Origin of the sequence: Bradyrhizobium sp. CCBAU 21365, assembly GCF_015291305.1 — a bacterium.
Classification (GTDB): domain Bacteria; phylum Pseudomonadota; class Alphaproteobacteria; order Rhizobiales; family Xanthobacteraceae; genus Bradyrhizobium; species Bradyrhizobium elkanii.
Window position 1 is genome coordinate 3201530 of sequence record NZ_CP030036.1, and the last position, 17941, is coordinate 3219470.

The 17941-nt window shown below is 64.9% G+C and carries 13 protein-coding genes; 11 read left to right on the plus strand and 2 right to left on the minus strand.

Annotation, left to right across the window (positions count from 1 at the left end; translation table 11 throughout):
* Positions 1–80: 80 nt before the first annotated feature.
* Positions 81–1355: a serine hydrolase gene (locus tag XI02_RS14645; protein ID WP_172648265.1), complete on the minus strand. Its 1275-nt coding sequence runs from the start codon at positions 1353–1355 to the stop codon at positions 81–83.
* A 158-nt stretch (positions 1356–1513) separates the two neighbouring features.
* Here XI02_RS14645 and XI02_RS14650 point away from each other — a divergent pair, with 158 nt between their 5' ends.
* The 6 genes from XI02_RS14650 (at position 1514) to XI02_RS14675 (ending at position 7520) form a co-directional block, all read left to right on the plus strand.
* On the plus strand, positions 1514–2428 hold the full coding sequence (locus tag XI02_RS14650; protein WP_172648264.1) for an intradiol ring-cleavage dioxygenase: 915 nt from the start codon (positions 1514–1516) through the stop codon (positions 2426–2428).
* Between the two features lie 344 nt (positions 2429–2772).
* Complete coding sequence (locus tag XI02_RS14655) at positions 2773–4083, plus strand: CmpA/NrtA family ABC transporter substrate-binding protein (protein ID WP_016844117.1); 1311 nt, start codon at positions 2773–2775, stop codon at positions 4081–4083.
* Between the two features lie 60 nt (positions 4084–4143).
* Positions 4144–5046 carry a nitrate ABC transporter permease gene (gene ntrB, locus XI02_RS14660; RefSeq protein ID WP_026192466.1) on the plus strand — a complete coding sequence of 301 codons (903 nt, stop codon included), beginning with the start codon at positions 4144–4146 and terminating at the stop codon, positions 5044–5046.
* A 10-nt stretch (positions 5047–5056) separates the two neighbouring features.
* Positions 5057–5851: an ABC transporter ATP-binding protein gene (locus tag XI02_RS14665; protein ID WP_069276981.1), complete on the plus strand. Its 795-nt coding sequence runs from the start codon at positions 5057–5059 to the stop codon at positions 5849–5851.
* Between the two features lie 117 nt (positions 5852–5968).
* The gene (locus XI02_RS14670; RefSeq protein WP_172648263.1) at positions 5969–6394 is read left to right on the plus strand and encodes a globin family protein; all 426 of its coding nucleotides are present in this window, start codon (positions 5969–5971) and stop codon (positions 6392–6394) included.
* A 226-nt stretch (positions 6395–6620) separates the two neighbouring features.
* Positions 6621–7520, plus strand: a complete 900-nt coding sequence (locus tag XI02_RS14675) for an SMP-30/gluconolactonase/LRE family protein (RefSeq protein ID WP_172648262.1) — start codon at positions 6621–6623, stop codon at positions 7518–7520.
* Between the two features lie 93 nt (positions 7521–7613).
* Here XI02_RS14675 and XI02_RS14680 read toward each other — a convergent pair whose 3' ends face one another.
* Positions 7614–8699, minus strand: a complete 1086-nt coding sequence (locus XI02_RS14680; RefSeq protein WP_172648261.1) for a substrate-binding domain-containing protein — start codon at positions 8697–8699, stop codon at positions 7614–7616.
* A gap of 117 nt (positions 8700–8816) precedes the next feature.
* On the opposite strand from XI02_RS14680, the gene XI02_RS14685 reads away from it, so the two are divergent.
* The 5 genes from XI02_RS14685 (at position 8817) to XI02_RS14705 (ending at position 17926) form a co-directional block, all read left to right on the plus strand.
* On the plus strand, positions 8817–10301 hold the full coding sequence (locus tag XI02_RS14685; protein ID WP_026192467.1) for an aldehyde dehydrogenase family protein: 1485 nt from the start codon (positions 8817–8819) through the stop codon (positions 10299–10301).
* 276 nt (positions 10302–10577) lie between these two features.
* A complete protein-coding gene (locus XI02_RS14690) occupies positions 10578–11417 on the plus strand; it encodes an aldo/keto reductase (RefSeq protein ID WP_172648260.1) in 840 nt (279 codons plus the stop codon).
* A gap of 200 nt (positions 11418–11617) precedes the next feature.
* Positions 11618–12694, plus strand: a complete 1077-nt coding sequence (locus XI02_RS14695) for a DMT family transporter (protein ID WP_370143913.1) — start codon at positions 11618–11620, stop codon at positions 12692–12694.
* 141 nt (positions 12695–12835) lie between these two features.
* Positions 12836–16726, plus strand: a complete 3891-nt coding sequence (locus XI02_RS14700) for an autotransporter domain-containing protein (protein WP_244980717.1) — start codon at positions 12836–12838, stop codon at positions 16724–16726.
* Positions 16727–16843: 117 nt separating this feature from the next.
* Entirely contained in the window at positions 16844–17926 is a 1083-nt protein-coding gene (locus tag XI02_RS14705; RefSeq protein ID WP_172648259.1) for a zinc-binding dehydrogenase, read from the plus strand.
* The last annotated feature ends 15 nt before the right edge of the window (positions 17927–17941 follow it).

The window sequence follows — 17941 nt, forward strand, 5'->3', positions numbered from 1 at the left end:
CATGATCCGGAAAAGTGTGAAGCGGTTTTCCGAAAGGATCATGCTCGAACGAGGAGGATGCGCCGCGGAATGACGTCATGTCAGAGGCTGCTCTCGGTGATCGCGGCGTAGACCATGGTACGCAGCTCGCGGCGCAGCGGATAGGCGCTCGACGGCAGCACCTGGGTCATGAAGATCGTGATCAGCTCCTCGGCCGGGTCGATGAAGAACGATGTCGTCGCGGCGCCGCCCCAGTTGAATTCGCCCGGGCTGCCGGCGATCAGCGTCTGCGCCGGGTGCATGGTGACGGCGAAGCCGAGGCCGAAGCCGATGCCGTTATAGGCGGCTTCGGCGAACATCGAGCGCGACATCGCCGGCAGGTCGACCCCGCCGGGCAGATGGTTCGAGGTCATCAGCTTCAGCGTCTTCGGGCCGAGCAGCCTGACGCCGCCGAGCTCGCCGCCATTGAGCAGTGCTAGGCAGAAGGTCAGGTAGTCGGCCGCGGTCGAGCACAGTCCGCCGCCGCCCGAGATCAGCGAAGGCGGCGCCAGGAACGAGCTGGTGGTCGGATCGTCCTGCAGCGTCAGTGTGCCCTTGCGCTCGGCGGCGAGCGGGTTGAAGCCGCCCTGCGGATCGGCGGAATAGCAGGCGGCAAACCGATGCGCCTTGTCGGCCGGCACGAAGAAATCCGTGTCGTTCATGCCGAGCGGCTTGAAGATGCGTTCCTTCAGGAATTGCTCGAACGGCACACCTGAGATCTTGCCGACGAGATAGCCGAGCACGTCGGTCGAGACCGAGTAGTTCCAGGCTTCGCCCGGCGAGAACTCCAGGGGGATCTTCGCCAGGTCCTCGATCATGCCGTCGAGCGTGCCGGCCTTGATGACTTCGCCGATCTTCTTCTCGCGATAGGCCGCGTCGACATTAGAGCGCTGCTGGAAGCCGTAAGTGAGGCCCGAGGTGTGGCGCAAGAGGTCGACGATCTGCATCGGCCGCGTCGGTGGGCGGGTCAAGAAGGCGGGCGCGGTGCCGGCGACGAACACGCCGAGGTTCTTCCATTCCGGAATGTATTTCGCGACCGGCTCGTCGAGCGCGACCTTGCCTTCCTCGACCAGCATCATGAAGGCGACCGACGTGATCGGCTTGGTCATCGAATAGATGCGGAAGATGGTGTCGTCCTTGACCGGCACCTTGCGCTCGAGATCGGCAAAGCCCTGGACCGTGGAATGCACGATTTTGCCGCGGCGATAGATCAGGACCTGCGTGCCGGGAAAACGGCCGGCGTCGATGTAGCGGCTCTTCAGATGCGCTTCGAGGCGGTTGAGGGCAGTGGTCGACATTCCCGCGGATTCGGGCGAGGCAGGCGTGGGGGCTAGCATCAGGCGTTTCTCCGGCTTGCAAGGCAGCCTTGATAGCCGAAAAGTGTCTGCCGCACCAATCCGCTGCCGCTTACCGGCGTTGAGCTGGTGGTGTACGGTCGCCCCTGCAATCGCGCCCCCCCAAGGGGCCCAAGGTATCCGTCAAGGGAAACGCCGAGATGACCCAGTTCAACGAAACCGAGCTCACCGCCGCCGTCATCCGTAGCTTCGACCAGACACCCGATCCGCGGGCCAAGTTCCTGCTGCAAGAATTGGTGAAGTCGCTGCACGATTATGTGCGCAGGACCGATCTCACCTTCGAGGAATGGGACCTCGCGATCGGCTTCCTGACCCGCACCGGGCAGAAGTGCACCGACATCCGCCAGGAGTTCATCCTGCTGTCCGACGTGCTCGGCGTGTCGATGCTGGTCGACGCGGTCAACCATCGCGATCGCGACGGCGCGACCGAGACCACCGTGCTCGGCCCGTTCTATGTCGGCGAGCACAAGGTGACGCCGCACGGCACCGACATCTCGGCAAGCCTGCCCGGCGAGCGCATGTTCGTGCAGAGCCGCGTCACCGACCTCGACGGCAAGCCGCTGGCCAATGTGCCGGTCGATGTCTGGCACGCGGACGATGACGGATTCTATGACTCGCAGAAGCCGAGCTATGCCACCGAAGGTCCGTCGTCGCGGGCGCGCTTCATCACCGATGACGACGGCCGCTTCTTCTTCCGCACCATCGTGCCGTGCAGCTATCCGATCCCGACCGACGGCCCGGTCGGGCAGATGATCACGCAGACCAACCGTCACCCGATGCGGCCGGCGCATGTGCACTTCCTGGTCAACGCCAAGGGCCACGAGCCGCTGATCACGCATGTCTTCGTCGAGGGCGACAAATACATCGATTCCGACGTCGTGTTCGGCGTGAAGGATGAATTGATCGCCAAGGTCGAGAGGCGCACCGATCCTGTGATGCCCGATGGCCAGCAATCGGATGGGCCGTGGAGCCTGATGACCTACGAATTCCACGTGAAGCCCGGCGGCGGAATGGCGCCCGCGCCGCTCGGCACCAAGGTCACCGAAGACGCCTGATTGGTTTCCCGAACGCGCCTGCTCAATTCTTGTGCGTCGCACAAGAATTGAGCGAATCGCAAATTTTGGGAGCGCGCGGAAAATTCGCACGTGCTGCGACATGTTGCGCAAGGCTTTGCATCAAAATCGATTTTTGCGCTGCGGTAGGTTGGCACAAGGCTTGAATAATCATTAGCCGACGCCATTGAAGCCGTCCCTCGAGGCTACCCCATCGGATTTCTGACGCCGCCAGACCGGGGCCTCCCCGGTGCACGCCCTTTTGCGCCCTGCGCGCGTCGCCACCCGAAGGAGGGCGCTCGACGCAAAGCCGCATCACCGCAACGCAACGACGCAAAGGACGACCGATGACCAAGCCCACCAACAAGCCCTCAGGCCACGCGATCAACCGTCGCCAGTTCCTGAAGGCAACCAGCGGCGCCGCCGCGCTGCTCGCCGCGGCCAAGCTCAACTTTCCCGCTGGTGCGTTCGCGCAGGGCGCCGGTCCCGAGGTGAAGGGCGCCAAGCTCGGCTTCATTGCGCTGACCGATGCCTCACCGCTGTTCGTCGCCAAGGAGAAGGGCATCTTCGCCAAATACGGCATGCCCGATGTCGAGGTGCAGAAGCAGGCCTCGTGGGGCACCACGCGCGACAATCTCGTGCTCGGCTCCGAGGGCAACGGCATCGACGGCGCGCATATTCTGACCCCGATGCCGTATCTGATCTCGGCCGGCAAGGTGACGCAGAACAATCAGCCGACGCCGATGTACATCATGGCGCGGCTCAACCTGAACGGCCAGTGCATCTCGGTCGCCAAGGAATATGCCGATCTCAAGGTCGGCATCGACACCGCGCCGTTCAAGGCGGCGCTGGAGAAGAAGAAAGCTTCCGGCAAGGCAGTGAAGGCCGCGATGACCTTCCCCGGCGGCACGCACGATCTCTGGATCCGCTACTGGCTCGCCGCCGGTGGCATCGATCCCGACAAGGATATCGAGACCATCGTGGTGCCGCCGCCGCAGATGGTGGCCAACATGAAGGTCGGCACGATGGACTGCTTCTGCGTCTGCGAACCGTGGAATCTGCAGCTGATCCATCAGGACATCGGCTATACCGCGATCACGACCGGCGAGCTCTGGGACAAGCATCCGGAGAAATCGTTCGGTCTGCGCGCCGCCTGGGTCGACAAGAATCCGAAGGCCGCGAAGGCGCTGCTGATGGCGGTGATGGAAGCCCAGCAGTGGTGCGAGAAGGCGGAGAACCGCGAGGAGGCCGCGGCGATCTGCGCCAAGCGGCAGTGGATCAACTGCCCGGTCGAGGACATCACCGACCGCATGAAGGGCAAGTTCGACTACGGCACCGGCCGCGTGGTCGAGAATTCGCCGCAGCAGATGCGGTTCTGGAGCGACAACGCCTCTTATCCCTATCAAAGCCACGACCTCTGGTTCCTCACCGAGGACATCCGCTGGGGCAAGTACGAGGCAGGCTTCGACACCAAGGCGCTGATCGCCAAGGTGAACCGTGAGGATCTCTGGAAGGAGGCCGCCAAGGAGCTTGGCGTGTCCGACATTCCAGCCTCGACCTCGCGCGGCAAGGAAACCTTCTTCGACGGCAAGGTGTTCGATCCCGCCGATCCCGCCGCCTATCTGAAGTCGTTGTCCATCAAGCGTGTTGACGTCTGATTTGAGCGAGCCGCGCGAGCAGCGCGGCTCTCCTTTTTTGACCACGGAGATTTTCGTTCAATGTCGATGCCTGCCATGAAGACTGAAGTGTCGGCGGTGGCGATCCCGCCGGCCACTGCCGCGGCGCCGGTCGTGACCATGACGCCGAAGCGCGCGCCGCGCGCCGAGGCCTACGCCAGGATGGCCAAGGAGACCGCGGCGCGCGTGGTGCCGCCGCTGATCGTGGTTGCGCTGCTGCTGGTGGTGTGGGAGCTGATCTGCCGGCGCGCCGGCTCCAGCCTGCCGCCGCCGTCGAAAGTGTTCAAGGACACCAAGGAGCTGATCCTCGATCCGTTCTTCGACAATGGCGGCATCGACAAGGGCCTGTTCTGGCATCTCTCCGCCAGCCTGCAGCGCGTCGCCTACGGCTATTCGCTCGCGGCGATCGCGGGCATCGCGCTCGGCACGCTGGTCGGACAATCGGTCTGGGCGATGCGCGGGCTCGATCCGCTGTTCCAGGTGCTGCGCACGATCCCGCCGCTCGCCTGGCTGCCGCTGTCGCTCGCCGCGTTCCGCGACGGCCAGCCCTCGGCGATTTTCGTCATCTTCATCACCTCGGTGTGGCCGATCATCATCAACACCGCGGTCGGCATCCGCAACATCCCGCAGGACTACCGCAACGTCGCGGCGGTCGTGCAGCTCAATCCGCTGGAGTTCTTCACCAAGATCATGATCCCGGCGGCCGCGCCCTACATGTTCACCGGCCTGCGCATCGGCATCGGCCTGTCCTGGCTCGCGATCGTCGCCGCGGAAATGCTGATCGGCGGCGTCGGCATCGGCTTCTTCATCTGGGACGCGTGGAATTCCTCGCATATCAGCGAGATCATCCTGGCGCTGTTTTATGTCGGCATCATCGGCTTCGTGCTCGACCGCCTGATCGCGGGGCTGGGCAAGATCGTGACCCGCGGCACGGCGGCGAACTGAGGAGTAAGTCATGCAGGCCTATCTGAAGCTCGATCACATCGACAAGACTTTCACCCGCGGCAGCGCCACCACGGAGGTGCTGAAGGACATCAACCTGACGATCGAGAAGGGCGAATACGTCTCGATCATCGGTCACTCCGGATGCGGCAAGTCGACCCTGCTCAATATCGTCGCCGGCCTTACCGGCGCCACCAATGGCGGCGTGCTGCTGGAGAACCGCGAGGTCAATTCGCCGGGACCGGATCGGGCCGTGGTGTTCCAGAACCACAGCCTGCTGCCTTGGCTCACCGTCTACGAGAACGTCAAGCTCGGCGTCGACAAGGTGTTTGCAAGGATCAAGAGCAAGGCCGAGCGCGATGCCTGGGTGATGCACAATCTCAGCCTCGTGCAGATGGCGCATGCCAAGGACAAGCGGCCGAGCGAGATCTCGGGCGGCATGAAGCAGCGCGTCGGCATCGCGCGTGCGCTCGCGATGGAGCCGAAGGTGCTGCTGCTCGACGAGCCGTTCGGCGCACTCGACGCGCTGACCCGCGCGCATCTGCAGGATTCGGTGATGGCGCTGCACCAGAAGCTCGGCAACACCATCCTGATGATCACCCACGACGTCGACGAGGCGGTGCTGCTGTCGGACCGCATCGTCATGATGACCAACGGTCCGAGTGCGCGGATCGGCGAGGTGCTCGAGGTGCCGTTGGCGCGGCCGCGCAAGCGGCTCGAGCTCGCGACCAACCAAGGCTACCTGAAGTGCCGGCAGCGCGTGCTCGAATTCCTCTATGAGCGCCACAGCTTCGTCGAGGCGGCGTGATGATCACGTCGACGGCAAGCGCGTTTCCGCTTTGAACCGAAACGCCGGACGGGGTTACCAATGCTCGCATTTTGAAAAATCGTTTCAGAATTCATTTCAGAACCGAGGAGAGTCGAGATGAATCCGGCCCAAATCAAGCTGGTTCAGGAAAGCTTTGGCAAGGTCGCGCCGATCTCGGAGCAAGCTGCGGTCATCTTCTACGACCGTCTGTTCGAGGTCGCGCCAGCCGTAAAGGCAATGTTTCCCGCCGACATGAAGGAGCAGCGCAAGAAGTTGATGACGACGCTCGCCGTCGTCGTCAACGGGCTGAGCAACCTCGACACGATCCTGCCGGCCGCGAGTGCACTCGCCAAGCGTCATGTCAACTATGGCGCGAGGCCCGAGCATTATCCGGTGGTCGGCGGCGCATTGCTCTGGACCTTGGAGAAGGGCCTTGGCCCCGCCTGGACGCCTGACGTCGCCGCCGCATGGACCGCGGCCTACGGCACGCTGTCGGGCTATATGATTTCCGAAGCCTACGGCGGTCCACGGGCGGCGGAGTAGGGCGGTCGTCGTCGGCGCTTGCCACGTGACGTCGGTTCCGCTGCGAGCGGCAACTCTATCCACGTCGTTGCGAGCGAAGCGAAGCAATCCATACCTCCGCTTGCCGATAATGGATTGCTTCGTCGCTTCAGCGCAGAACTGCTTTGCAGTTTTATCGCGAGCTCCTCGCAATGACGAAAGGATCGATCTATGGTCCACCCCGTTCCGCCAACGGGTGAACCGAAAAATGATGTTCCTGGAAACGCCGCCGAAACTGATCCCGACCGAAATCTTCTCCGCGGTTCCCGCCGAATTCCGCCGCAAGGTGGCAAGCGAATGGGCCGACGCCAACCGGCCGGGTGCGGTGACGGACTGCTTCATCGAGGGACCGTCTTTCGACGCGTCAGGCAATCTCTACATCGTCGACATTCCGTTCGGCCGCATCTTCAGGATCGCGCCGGACAAGTCATGGACGCAGGTCGCCGAATATGACGGCTGGCCGAACGGGCTGAAGATCGATCCGATGGGCCGCATCCTGATCGCCGACTATCGGCACGGGCTGATGGAGCTCGATGCCAAATCGGGCGAGGTCACGCCGCTGCTGCGCTCGCGCAATTCGGAATCGTTCCGCGGCTGCAACGACCTGCACATCGCCTCGAACGGCGACATCTATTTCACCGATCAGGGCCAGACCGGACTGCACGATCCGACCGGCCGCGTCTATCGGCTGCGGGTGAGCGGCGCGCTCGACTGCCTGATCGACACCGGCATCAGCCCGAACGGCCTGGTGCTCGATCCGCACGAAGCGGTGCTGTTCGTCGCCATGACGCGCGACAATGCGGTCTGGCGCGCGCCATTCATGAAGGACGGCAGCGTCTCCAAGGTCGGCCGCTTCTGCTCGCTGTTCGGCCCGAGCGGGCCCGACGGCATGACGATGGACGCCGCCGGTCGGCTGTTCGTCGCGCACGCCTCGCTCGGCCACGTCTTCGTGTTCGCGCCGAACGGCGAGTGCATCGCGCGGATCAAGTCCTGCGCCGGGCCGAGCTGCACCAACGTCGCGATCGGCGGCGCCAACCGCGACCGTCTTTACATCACGGAATCGGTGACGGGCTCGGTGCTGGTCGCCGACATCGGCGGCCTCGGCTAGATATCTTCGTGTCTGTCGTTCCTCGTCATCGCACCTGGCGCGAGTCCCGAAGGATCGACGGCCACCAGGTCGGCCGCCGCCGGGTGTGGCCGATCAGCGGTCCGAATGCAGCTTCTCGAGAAACTCCTTCACGGCGCTGACGGCGCCGGTGTTGGAGGCGACATAGCCGGGAAGGGCGCCCACCGCCTTGTGGAACTCGCTGCTCTTCATGATGTCGAGCACCCGCTGCATCGGCTCGGTCTCGAGGAAGGCGCGCTTGCAGACGAAGAAATAATCTTCCGTGAGCAGGCGGATGAAATCGAGCCCGAACTGCCGCGCCGCGGCCTCGACGCCGAAGCTCGCATCCGCCATGCCGCTCGCGACATAGGCGGCGACCGCCGCATGGGTGAATTCCATGTGCTGGGCGCCGTTGATCCGCCCTTCCGGGATCTTGTGCAGCGCCAGCAATTGATCGAACAGCAGCCGCGTGCCGGAATCATGGTCGCGGTTGACGAAGCGGGCCTTGCGCTCGACCAGGTCCTTCAGCGACGTGATCTTCAGCGGGTTGCCGCGCTTGACCATCAGGCCCATCTCGCGCGTCACGAAATTGATGACGCGGTCCTCGCGCGGATCGAGCCATTCGCGGCAGGCCTTGATGCCTTGCGCGCGTAGTTCGCCGCGCGGCAGATGCACGCCGGAGAGATCGCAGGCGCCCTGCGCCAGCGAGACCAGCGAGTTCTGGTTGCTGACATAGCGCAGATCGACGCCCACGCCGCCTGCGCGGTCGAGGAACTCGCGCAGCTTGGACACCGCAAAGCCGTGGCTGGCATGGACCCGGATCACCGACGGCCGCTGCTCGAGAAACGGCTTGATCTCGGTGACCAGTTCCTGCGCGAGGTTCTCGAGCTGCAGCCCGAGCCGCGCCTGCATGCGCTCGCCGGCCCACACCAGCTTCTCGCCGAAGGGCGTCAGCTTCGAGCCCTTGCCGCGCTGCGTCTCCACCAGCGGCACGCCGAAGAAGCCGGTCCATTGCTCGATCAGGTTCCAGACATGGCGGTAGGACAGCTGCGCGTCGTTGGCGGCGCTGGTGATCTTCCCGGTCTTCCTGATCTCGTTGAGGATGCCGAGCATCACGACCGCGGTCTGCGGGCTGTCCTCCTTCCGGAATCGCCAGACGGTCTCGATCTCGATCTGCAGCATGGTGGCCACCAATTATGAATTTGACTTCATATCCTGGCATGCCAATAGGCACAAGATATCATATTTACTGCCGATCAAAGCCTCCTAGGTTGAGTGACAACACGAGGAGGAAATATGATGTCTGTTGCATATGACTATGAGCGTGACGCCCGCCGCGCGACGACCATCAGGGACGAATTGCTGCTGATCGACGGCGCTCGCGTCCGTTCGCTGTCCGGAAACACCTTCACGTCGCTCAATCCCGCCACCGAGCAGGTGATCGCGACCGTCGCCGAAGGCAACGAGGCGGATGTCGACCGTGCCGTGGCGGCTGCCCGCCGCGCCTTCGAGGGACCGTGGCGCACCATGCGCGCGGCCGAGCGTGGCCACATTCTGCTCCGATGGGCCGAGCTGCTGAAGCAGCACGCCGATGAAATCGCAGCGCTGGAGAGCCTCGATGCCGGCAAGCCGATATCGGCGGTGCTGCGCCAGGATTTTCCGGCGGCCATCGACACGCTGACCTATTACGCCGGCTGGGCCGACAAGATCAGCGGCGATGTGGTCTCGGCGCGCGACGACGCGCTGACCTATACGGTGCGCGAGCCGGTCGGCGTGGTCGCCGCCATCGTGCCGTGGAATTTCCCGCTGATGATCGGCATGTGGAAGCTCGCGCCGGCTCTCGCCTGTGGCTGCACGGTGGTGATGAAGCCGGCCGAGCTGACCTCGCTGTCGGCGCTCAGGATCGGCGAGCTCGCGCTCGAGGCCGGGTTGCCGAAGGGCGTGCTCAACATCGTGACCGGCCCCGGCCGTGTCGTCGGCGATGCGCTGGTCAATCATCCCGATGTCGACAAGGTGACGTTCACCGGCTCGCCCGGCGTCGGCCGCGGCATCATGAAGGGCGCCGCCGGCAACTTCAAACGGGTCTCGCTCGAGCTCGGCGGCAAGTCCGCCAATGTGATCTTCGACGATGCCAATCTCGAAGCCGCCGCCAAAGCCGCGGCTGCCGGCATCTTCTTCAACGCCGGGCAGGTCTGCTCGGCCGGCTCGCGCGTGCTGGTGCAGGAGAACGCCTATGACGAGGTGGTCGAGCGTCTGGTCGCCCGCGCCGAGGCGTTGCGGGTCGGCGATCCCGCAGATCGCGCCACCGCGCTCGGGCCGGTCATCTCCGAGAAGCAGATGCGCTCGATCCTCGATTACGTCGAGATCGGCAAACATGAGGGCGCGCTGCTGGCCACCGGCGGCGCGCGGGTCGGTGACCGCGGCTATTTCATCAGTCCCGCGGTGTTCGCCAACGTCGCGCACGAGATGCGCATATCGCAGGAGGAGATTTTTGGCCCCGTCGTCAGCGTGATCAAGTTCAAGGACGAGGCCGATGCGCTGCGCATCGCCAACGGCACCGCCTACAGCCTCGCCGCCGGCGTCTGGAGCGCCGATATGGGCCGCGTGCAGCGCTTCGCCAAGAAGGCCCGCGCCGGGACGGTGTGGATCAACACCTATGGCTACACCGATGTGCGGTTGCCGTGGGGCGGCGAGCGCGATTCCGGCCTCGGCCGCGAGCACGGCACCGCCGCGCTCGATAACTTTACCGAGCCGAAGGCGGTGTGGATGAACCTCAACGTTTGACGATGCGCAACGCCGTCAAACGGGGGCGGGTAGGCGGGCCCGCACTGATGGGATTGCGCGAGAACGCGTCGCATAACAGCTGTCGTCCCGGCGAAGGCCGGGACCCATAACCCCAAATCCGCGTTGTTGGAACACGCTGGGGCCGCAGCGGCCTCTACAATTGACTCTTGTGGTTATGGGTCCCTGCGTTCGCAGGGACGACACTGTGGAGACACGATCGTCTCTTTCCTCTATCTTTGCGCGGGGACAAGAGCGAACACGCAGAACGAGGCGATCGTGCAGACAAAAAAATTCGGCGACAGCGGCCCGCAGGTCTCGGTGATCGGGCAGGGCACCTGGTATCTCGATCGCGGTGACCGCAAGGTGGCCGTCGCTGCGCTGAAGCGCGGCATCGATGCCGGCATGACGCATATCGACACCGCCGAGATGTATGGCGACGCCGAGCTTGTGATCGCAGATGCGATGTCAGGCCGCCGCGACGAGCTGTTCCTGGTCTCGAAAGTCCTGCCGAGCAACGCCTCGCGACGCGGCACCATCACCGCTTGCGAGCGCTCGCTGAAGCGGCTGAAGACCGATCGCCTCGATTGCTATCTGCTGCACTGGCGCGGAACCACTCCGCTTGCAGAGACGGTCGCGGCGTTCGACGAATTGATCGCGGCCGGCAAGATCCGCGCCTGGGGCGTCAGCAATTTCGACACCGAGGATCTCGACGAACTGCTCGATGTCGCGGGTGAGGGCACGATCGCCTGCAACCAGGTACTCTACCATCTGCAGGAGCGCGCCATCGAGCATGCCGTGATCCCGTGGTGCGAGCAGCACGGTGTCGCCGTCGTCGCCTACTCGCCGTTCGGTCACAATGATTTTCCCGCGCCGTCGAGCAAGGCCGGCACGGTGCTGCAATCGATCGCGCAGGCGCACAAGGCAACGCCGCGCCAGGTCGCGCTGAGCTTCCTCACGCGGCTGCCGTCAGTGCTCGCGATTCCGAAGGCGTCGAACGCGGACCACGCGGCGGAGAATGCTGCCGCCGGCAAGCTCAAGCTCAGCGCCGAGGAACTTGCCGCGCTCGATGCCGCGTTCCCGCGCGGGCCGAAGCCGCGCTCGCTGCCGATGCTCTGAGCGCGTTCCGCTTCACACAGTTCTTAACAAACTGTTGCAGTTGCGGCGGCACACAGCCTGCGGCGGGCGGTCGCGCGCGCTGGTGCATATCGGAGTCCCGTTTTCGGGCATTGTTCTTGCGGCGGAATTGGCGTTTTGTACGCGGAGCAGATTCCCTTTATTTTGCCTTCGAGATTGCCGTGACACCGCCCCCCGCAGCCGTGGCCGCCAGGCTGGACAGCGTTCCCCTTTCATTGCCCGCAAAGACCGCGCCCGCAGCGACAAGCAAGGCGCCCGCCCGCACCGACCGGCCGTTCAAGGGCATCGCGCTGATCCTGCTGTCGACCGTGTTCCTGGGCACCTCCGACGTCACGGCAAAATATCTCTCCTCCACGCTGCCCTCGATCGAGATCGCCTGGATCCGCTTCCTGGTGTTCGCGATGATCATGACGCCGGCGATGCTGCCGGGCTCGCCGCTGTTCGCGCTGCGCAGCAGCCGTCCCGGGCTGCACGTGCTGCGCGGCGCCGCATTGCTCGGTTCCTCGCTGATCTTCATCACGGGGCTCGGCTTCCTGCCGATCGCCGAAGCCTCGGCCACCAGCTTCGTCTCGCCGCTGTTCGTCACCGCGCTGTCGATCGCTTTCCTCGGTGAGAGGGTCGGCATGCGACGCTGGATCGCGACCGCGGTCGGCCTCGCCGGCGTGTTCATCATCCTGCGGCCGGGCACCAGCGCGTTCCATCCCGCCGCGATCTTCCCGCTCGTCTCGGCGCTGGCCTGGGCCGGCACGCTGATCCTGACGCGCATGATGAGCGGCAGCGAGCGCCCGATCACCGTGATGACCTATTCGTCCATCGTCGGCGTCGCCATCGTCAGCGCGCTGGTGCCGTTCGTCTGGGTCACGCCGAGCTGGCACGACATCATGTTCGGCATCCTGATCGGCGTTGCGTCCACCGTCGGACAGTGGATCGTGGTGCTGGCATTCCGCTATGGCGATGCCTCGGTGCTGGCGCCGTTCTCCTACACGCAGCTGCTGTGGGTCAGCATCCTCGGCTTCCTGATCTTCGGCGAAGTGCCCGACAGCTGGACCATCCTCGGCGCCGGCTTCATCGTCGCCTCGGGCCTCTACACCGCGCATCGCGAGCGCGTCCGACGGTCGCAGCTGCTGACCGTGGCCAGCGAGCCGTCGCCGAACGCCCTGACCACAGTACCAAGAATCGTGCGCTGGTTGCGAGGCCAGCCTCCGCTAGCGTTGCGGGTGTACAACAGTGGGGCCGAAACTTCGACCTCCGGAAGCTGAATCGAAGGATTTCGGACACAATCAACAATTGCGCGTTTGGCAGCATGCTAATCTCGCCCCAAGAGCGCCGTAGAGCGTTTGGGGGCAATTTAAGTGCATTTTGGTTCGGTCTTTTTTTCGTTTGCTCGGCAGTTTCGCGGTGTGCTGGCTTCGGCAGTCTGCGTCTCGGCGGCTGCAAGCCTGTTGCCGTCCAGTTCGGCACAGGCCCAGAGCTTCACCTGGGGCGGCAGCGGTAGCACAACGAGCAGTGCCGACTACCAGCTCCCGACCAACTGGTCGACGACGTCGCCCGGCGCGCCGCCGATCCTCCCGACCCAATCCGCCATTTTCGATTCGACGGGATCGGCGACGGTCACGATCGGCGCTGGCCCGATGCTGCTGGACTCGTGGACCTTCACCGCCAATTCGCAGTCCTACACGATCAGCGGCAACCCGGTTAACTTCGCCCTGACGGGGCCGAGCGGCGGCCTGATCAACCGGGCCAACAGCGGCCAGACCATCACCATCAGCGCCAACATCAACGACGGATTTGCGCCCGGCGCGATGGTGCAGCTGCTCGGCAGCAGCACGTTGGTGCTCGCAGGGACCAATGGCTACTCCGGCGGCACGGTGATCTCGGCCGGCACCGTGCAGGTGACGAATGCGGATTCGGTCGGCACCGGCACCATCACGCTCAATGGCGGCACGTTCCAGATGCAGTCGCCGACGGTCTCGAGCGTCGCCTTCGCCAACAACATCGCGGTCAATGCGGCCGGCGGCACGGTCGATGCGAACGGCGCCCAGGTCAATCTCCAGGGCGTGATCGCCGACGGTGCCGGCGCCGGCGTTCTGCGCCTGATCGATTCGTCGGCGTCCGCGTTCTCCAACGTACAGCTCTCCGGCGCCAACACCTATTCCGGCGGGACGCTGGTGGTCGATACGACCGTCGTCGTCGGCAACAACAGCTCGGTCGGGTCAGGCAGCGTCACGCTCGACAATGCCTCGTTTCAGGCCGACGGCCTCGGCAACCTGACTTTCAGCAACAACTTCAAGATCAATACGTCGGCCATCGGCAGCGCGATCGACGCCAATGGCGTCACGCTCACGATCGCCGGCAACATCGCCGACGGCAACGGCCCCGGCAAGCTGACGGTGCTGGACAATTCGGGCGGTCTCGGCCGCGTAGTGCTAACAGGCACCAACACCTACACCGGCGGCACCACGATCTGCGATTGCGCGACGTTGCAACTCGGCGACGCCAGCCACACCGCCTCAATCGTCGGCGAGGTCGCCGTCGACGGCAAGTTCGACATCGTCAACGCCAACACGGCCGGCATCACCAAGATCGTCAACGACGGCTTCAACGGGATCGCCACCACGACGTTCTACAATTCCACCACGGCGTCGACGGCGACGATCGTCAACCAGAATTTCGGCATCACGGAGTTTCGCGACAGCAGCACCGCGGGCAATGCCACCGTGAGCAACACCAATGGTGCGCTCACGATCTTCCGCGACACCAGTTCTGCCGGCAACGCCAGATTCACCAACACCAACGGCGGCACTGTGGTGTTCGGCGACGCGTTTGGTCCTCCCGGCGGCTCCGACACCAGCACGGCCGCCAAGGCCGTGATCGACAACTCCAACGGCGGTGCCGCGGTGTTTCTGGGCCACACCAATGCGGGGCAGGTCACCATCACCAACGGCACCAATGGCGGCTCGACGCAGTTTTTCGAGTCCTCATCCGCGGCTTCCGCAACGATCGTCACGCTCGCGGGCGGTCAGGTCGCCTTTTTCCAGAACAGCACGGCGGCAAACGCCAGCTTCGACAACAGCGGCGTGCTCTATTTCGGATCTGGCGGTTTCAACCCGGTGGAGGCGCCGACCGCTGCCAACGCGACGATCGTCAATCGGGACGGCAGCGTTCTCCAGTTCGATGCCTATGCCACCGCGGGCAATGCGACCATCGACAACCAGGCCGGCAGCCAACACATCTTCACGGCGTTCGCTACGGCGGGCGATGCCACCATCATCACCGAAGCCGGCAGCACCATCAAGTTCTTCAACAACGCGACCGGCGGCAACGCACAGTTCATCACCAACGGCACCGGACTGGTCGATTTCTCGCTCAGCACGGGGCTGAACGGCGACGGGCGCATCACCGTGGGTTCGATCGCAGGCTCCGGCTTCTATTATATCGGCTCAGGCAACACCCTCGTCGTTGGCAGCAATAATCTCTCGACGGCGCTCAGCGGCGTGCTTGCCGACTTCGATCCGTTGAACCCATTCCATATCTGTGGCTGCTTCGGCGGCGGCCGCACCGGTCCTGCCAATTTCGAGAAGACCGGCAGCGGCACCCTGACGCTGTCCGGCGTCAACAGCTATACCGGCACCACGACGGTCAACGGCGGCATTCTTCAGGTCGACGGCTCGATCGCTTCGTCGAGCCTCACCACGGTGAATGCCGCCGGTGCGCTCGCCGGCATCGGCACCGTCGGCAACACGACGATTGCAAGCGGCGGCATCCTGATGCCCGGCAATGCGACATCAGGCACATTCCTGAACGTGGCGGGCAACCTCGCCTTCCAGTCCGGTGCACTGTACCTCGTCGGGCTCAATTCGACGGCGTCCACCCTGGCCAAGGTGAGCGGCAGCGCGACGCTGGCCGGATCGGTCGGCGTCAGCGTCGCCGCCGGCACTACGATCGCCAAGCAATACACCATCCTGTCGGCGGCCGGCGGCCGCAGCGGCACGTTTGCGGGTGTCGATTCAACCGGGCTGCCGTCGAACCTCGTCGCGACGCTCGGCTATGACGCGAGCAACGCCTATCTGAACTTCACGCTCGATTACGGCGCGAAGTCGAAGCTGAACGTCAATCAGCAGAACGTCGCCGCTACGCTGCAGAACTTCTTCAACGCCAATGGCGGTATCAACGCGGTGTTCGCCGGACTGTCGCCGAACGGCCTGACGCAGGCCTCGGGCGAGGGCGCGACCGGCTCGCAGCAGGCGACGTTCGACGCGATGGGCCTGTTCCTCGGTCTGCTGACCGATCCGTTCGTCGCCGGGCGTGATGGTGGCCTCGGCGGCGGCGCGGGGGCGACGCCGTTCACCGAGGAGAGCACCCCGCTCGCCTATGCGGCGCGCAAGACCGAGCCGCGCGATGCGCTGGCCGCGATTTACACCAAGGCGCCGCCACTGCAGCCGAGCTTCGAGCAGCGCTGGAGCGTTTGGGCGGCGGGCTATGGCGGCTCGCAGACCACCAGCGGCAATGCGGTGCTGGGCTCGAACAACACCAGCAGCAGCCTCTATGGCACCGCGGTCGGCGCCGACTACCGCTTGTCGCCGAACACCATTGCCGGCTTTGCGCTCGCCGGCGGCGCCACCAGCTTCAGCGTCAACGGTCTCGGCTGGGGCCGCTCCGATCTGTTCCAGGCCGGCGCGTTCGTTCGCCACAGCGTCGGCGCGGCGTACTTAAGTGCTGGGCTCGCCTATGGCTGGCAGGATGTCACCACCGACCGCATCGTCACCGCGGCCGGCGCCGATCACCTGCGCGCCAACTTCAATGCCAATGCGTGGTCGGGCCGGCTCGAGGGCGGCTATCGCTACGCCATGCCGTGGATCGGGCTGACGCCTTACGCGGCGGCCCAGTTCACGAGCTTCGAGCTGCCGGCCTATGCGGAGAGCGTGGTCTCCGGCGGCGGCGCCTTCGCGCTGAATTATGCAGCGAAGAGCGTCACCGACGTCAGGAGCGAACTCGGCCTGCGCTCCGACAAGTCGTTCGCGGTTGACGGCGGCATCGTGACGCTGCGCGGCCGCGTCGCCTGGGCGCATGATTTCAATCCGGACCGCGCCGTCGGTGCGGTGTTCCAGACACTGCCCGGCGCGGCCTTCGTGGTCAACGGCGCGGCGCAGGCCAGCGACTCGGTGCTGACCGCGGCCTCCGCCGGGCTGAGGTGGCGCAACGGCTGGTCGGCCGCCGCGACCTTCGAGGGCGAATTCTCCAACGTGACGCAGTCTTACGCCGGCAAGGGCGTTATGCGCTATACGTGGTGACCCTCCGTGCTATAGCCTCCTGCGGCGAAAGCCTGTCCCGGACGTGATCCGCGACGGCATTTCGCGGGACGAAATACGCATCAAAATGAGTGGGACAAAACCCACGCGGGAGGGAATATGCGCGCAGCGATCTTCAGGAACGGCGAGATTGTCGTCGACCGGATGCCCGAGCCGAAGCCCGGCGCCGGCCAGGTGCTGGTCAAATCGCTCGCCTGCGGCATCTGCGGATCCGATCTGCACGCGCGCAAGCACGCCCACCGCATGGTCGAGCTGAGCAAGTTCCTGCCCGGCCGCACGCCGATGGATCTGTCGCGCGACGTCGTGTTCGGCCATGAATTCTGCTGCGAGGTTCTCGACTACGGGCCGGGCACCACGCGCAAGCTGAAGCCGGGCACGCGCGTATGCTCGCTGCCGGCGTTGCTGACGCCGGAGGGCCCAAAGGGCATCGGCTATTCCAACGACTATCTCGGCGGCTATGTCGAGCAGATGCTGCTCAGCGAGCCGCTGCTGCTCGAAGTGCCGAACGGGCTTGCGGCCGAGCACGCCGCGCTCACCGAGCCGCTTGCGGTCGGCGTCCATGCGGTGGCGATGGCCAATATCCACGGCGGCGAGGTGCCGCTGGTGATCGGCTGCGGACCGGTCGGGCTGGCGGTGATCGCGGCGCTGAAGATCAGGGGGCTCGGCCCGATCGTTGCTGCCGATTATTCGCCGGCGCGGCGCCTGCTCGCCGAGAAGATGGGCGCCGATGTGGTGGTCGATCCCGCCAAGACGCAGCCCTATGCGAGCTGGGCCGAGCACGCCCAGATGACCGACGCGGAGAAGGCGGCGCGTCCGCCGATGCAGGCGCTGCTGCCGCCGCTGAAGCCCGCGCTGATTTTCGAATGCGTCGGCGTGCCCGGCGTGCTGCAGCAGGTGTTCGAGGGCGCCCCGCGCAGCGCCCGTGTCGTCGTGGTCGGCGTCTGCATGGAAACCGACAAGTCCGAGCCGATGCTCGGCATCATCAAGGAGCTCAACGTCCAATATGTGCTCGGCTATACGCCGGAGGAATTTGCCTATTCGCTGCGCCTGATCGCGGAAGGCCAGGTGGATGCCGCCTCGCTGGTCACCGGCCGCGTCGGCATCGACGGCGTCGCGCAGGCCTTTGCCGATCTCGCCAATCCCGGGGAGCACACCAAGATCCTGGTCGAGCCGTGGCGATAATCTGGCGCTAAACTG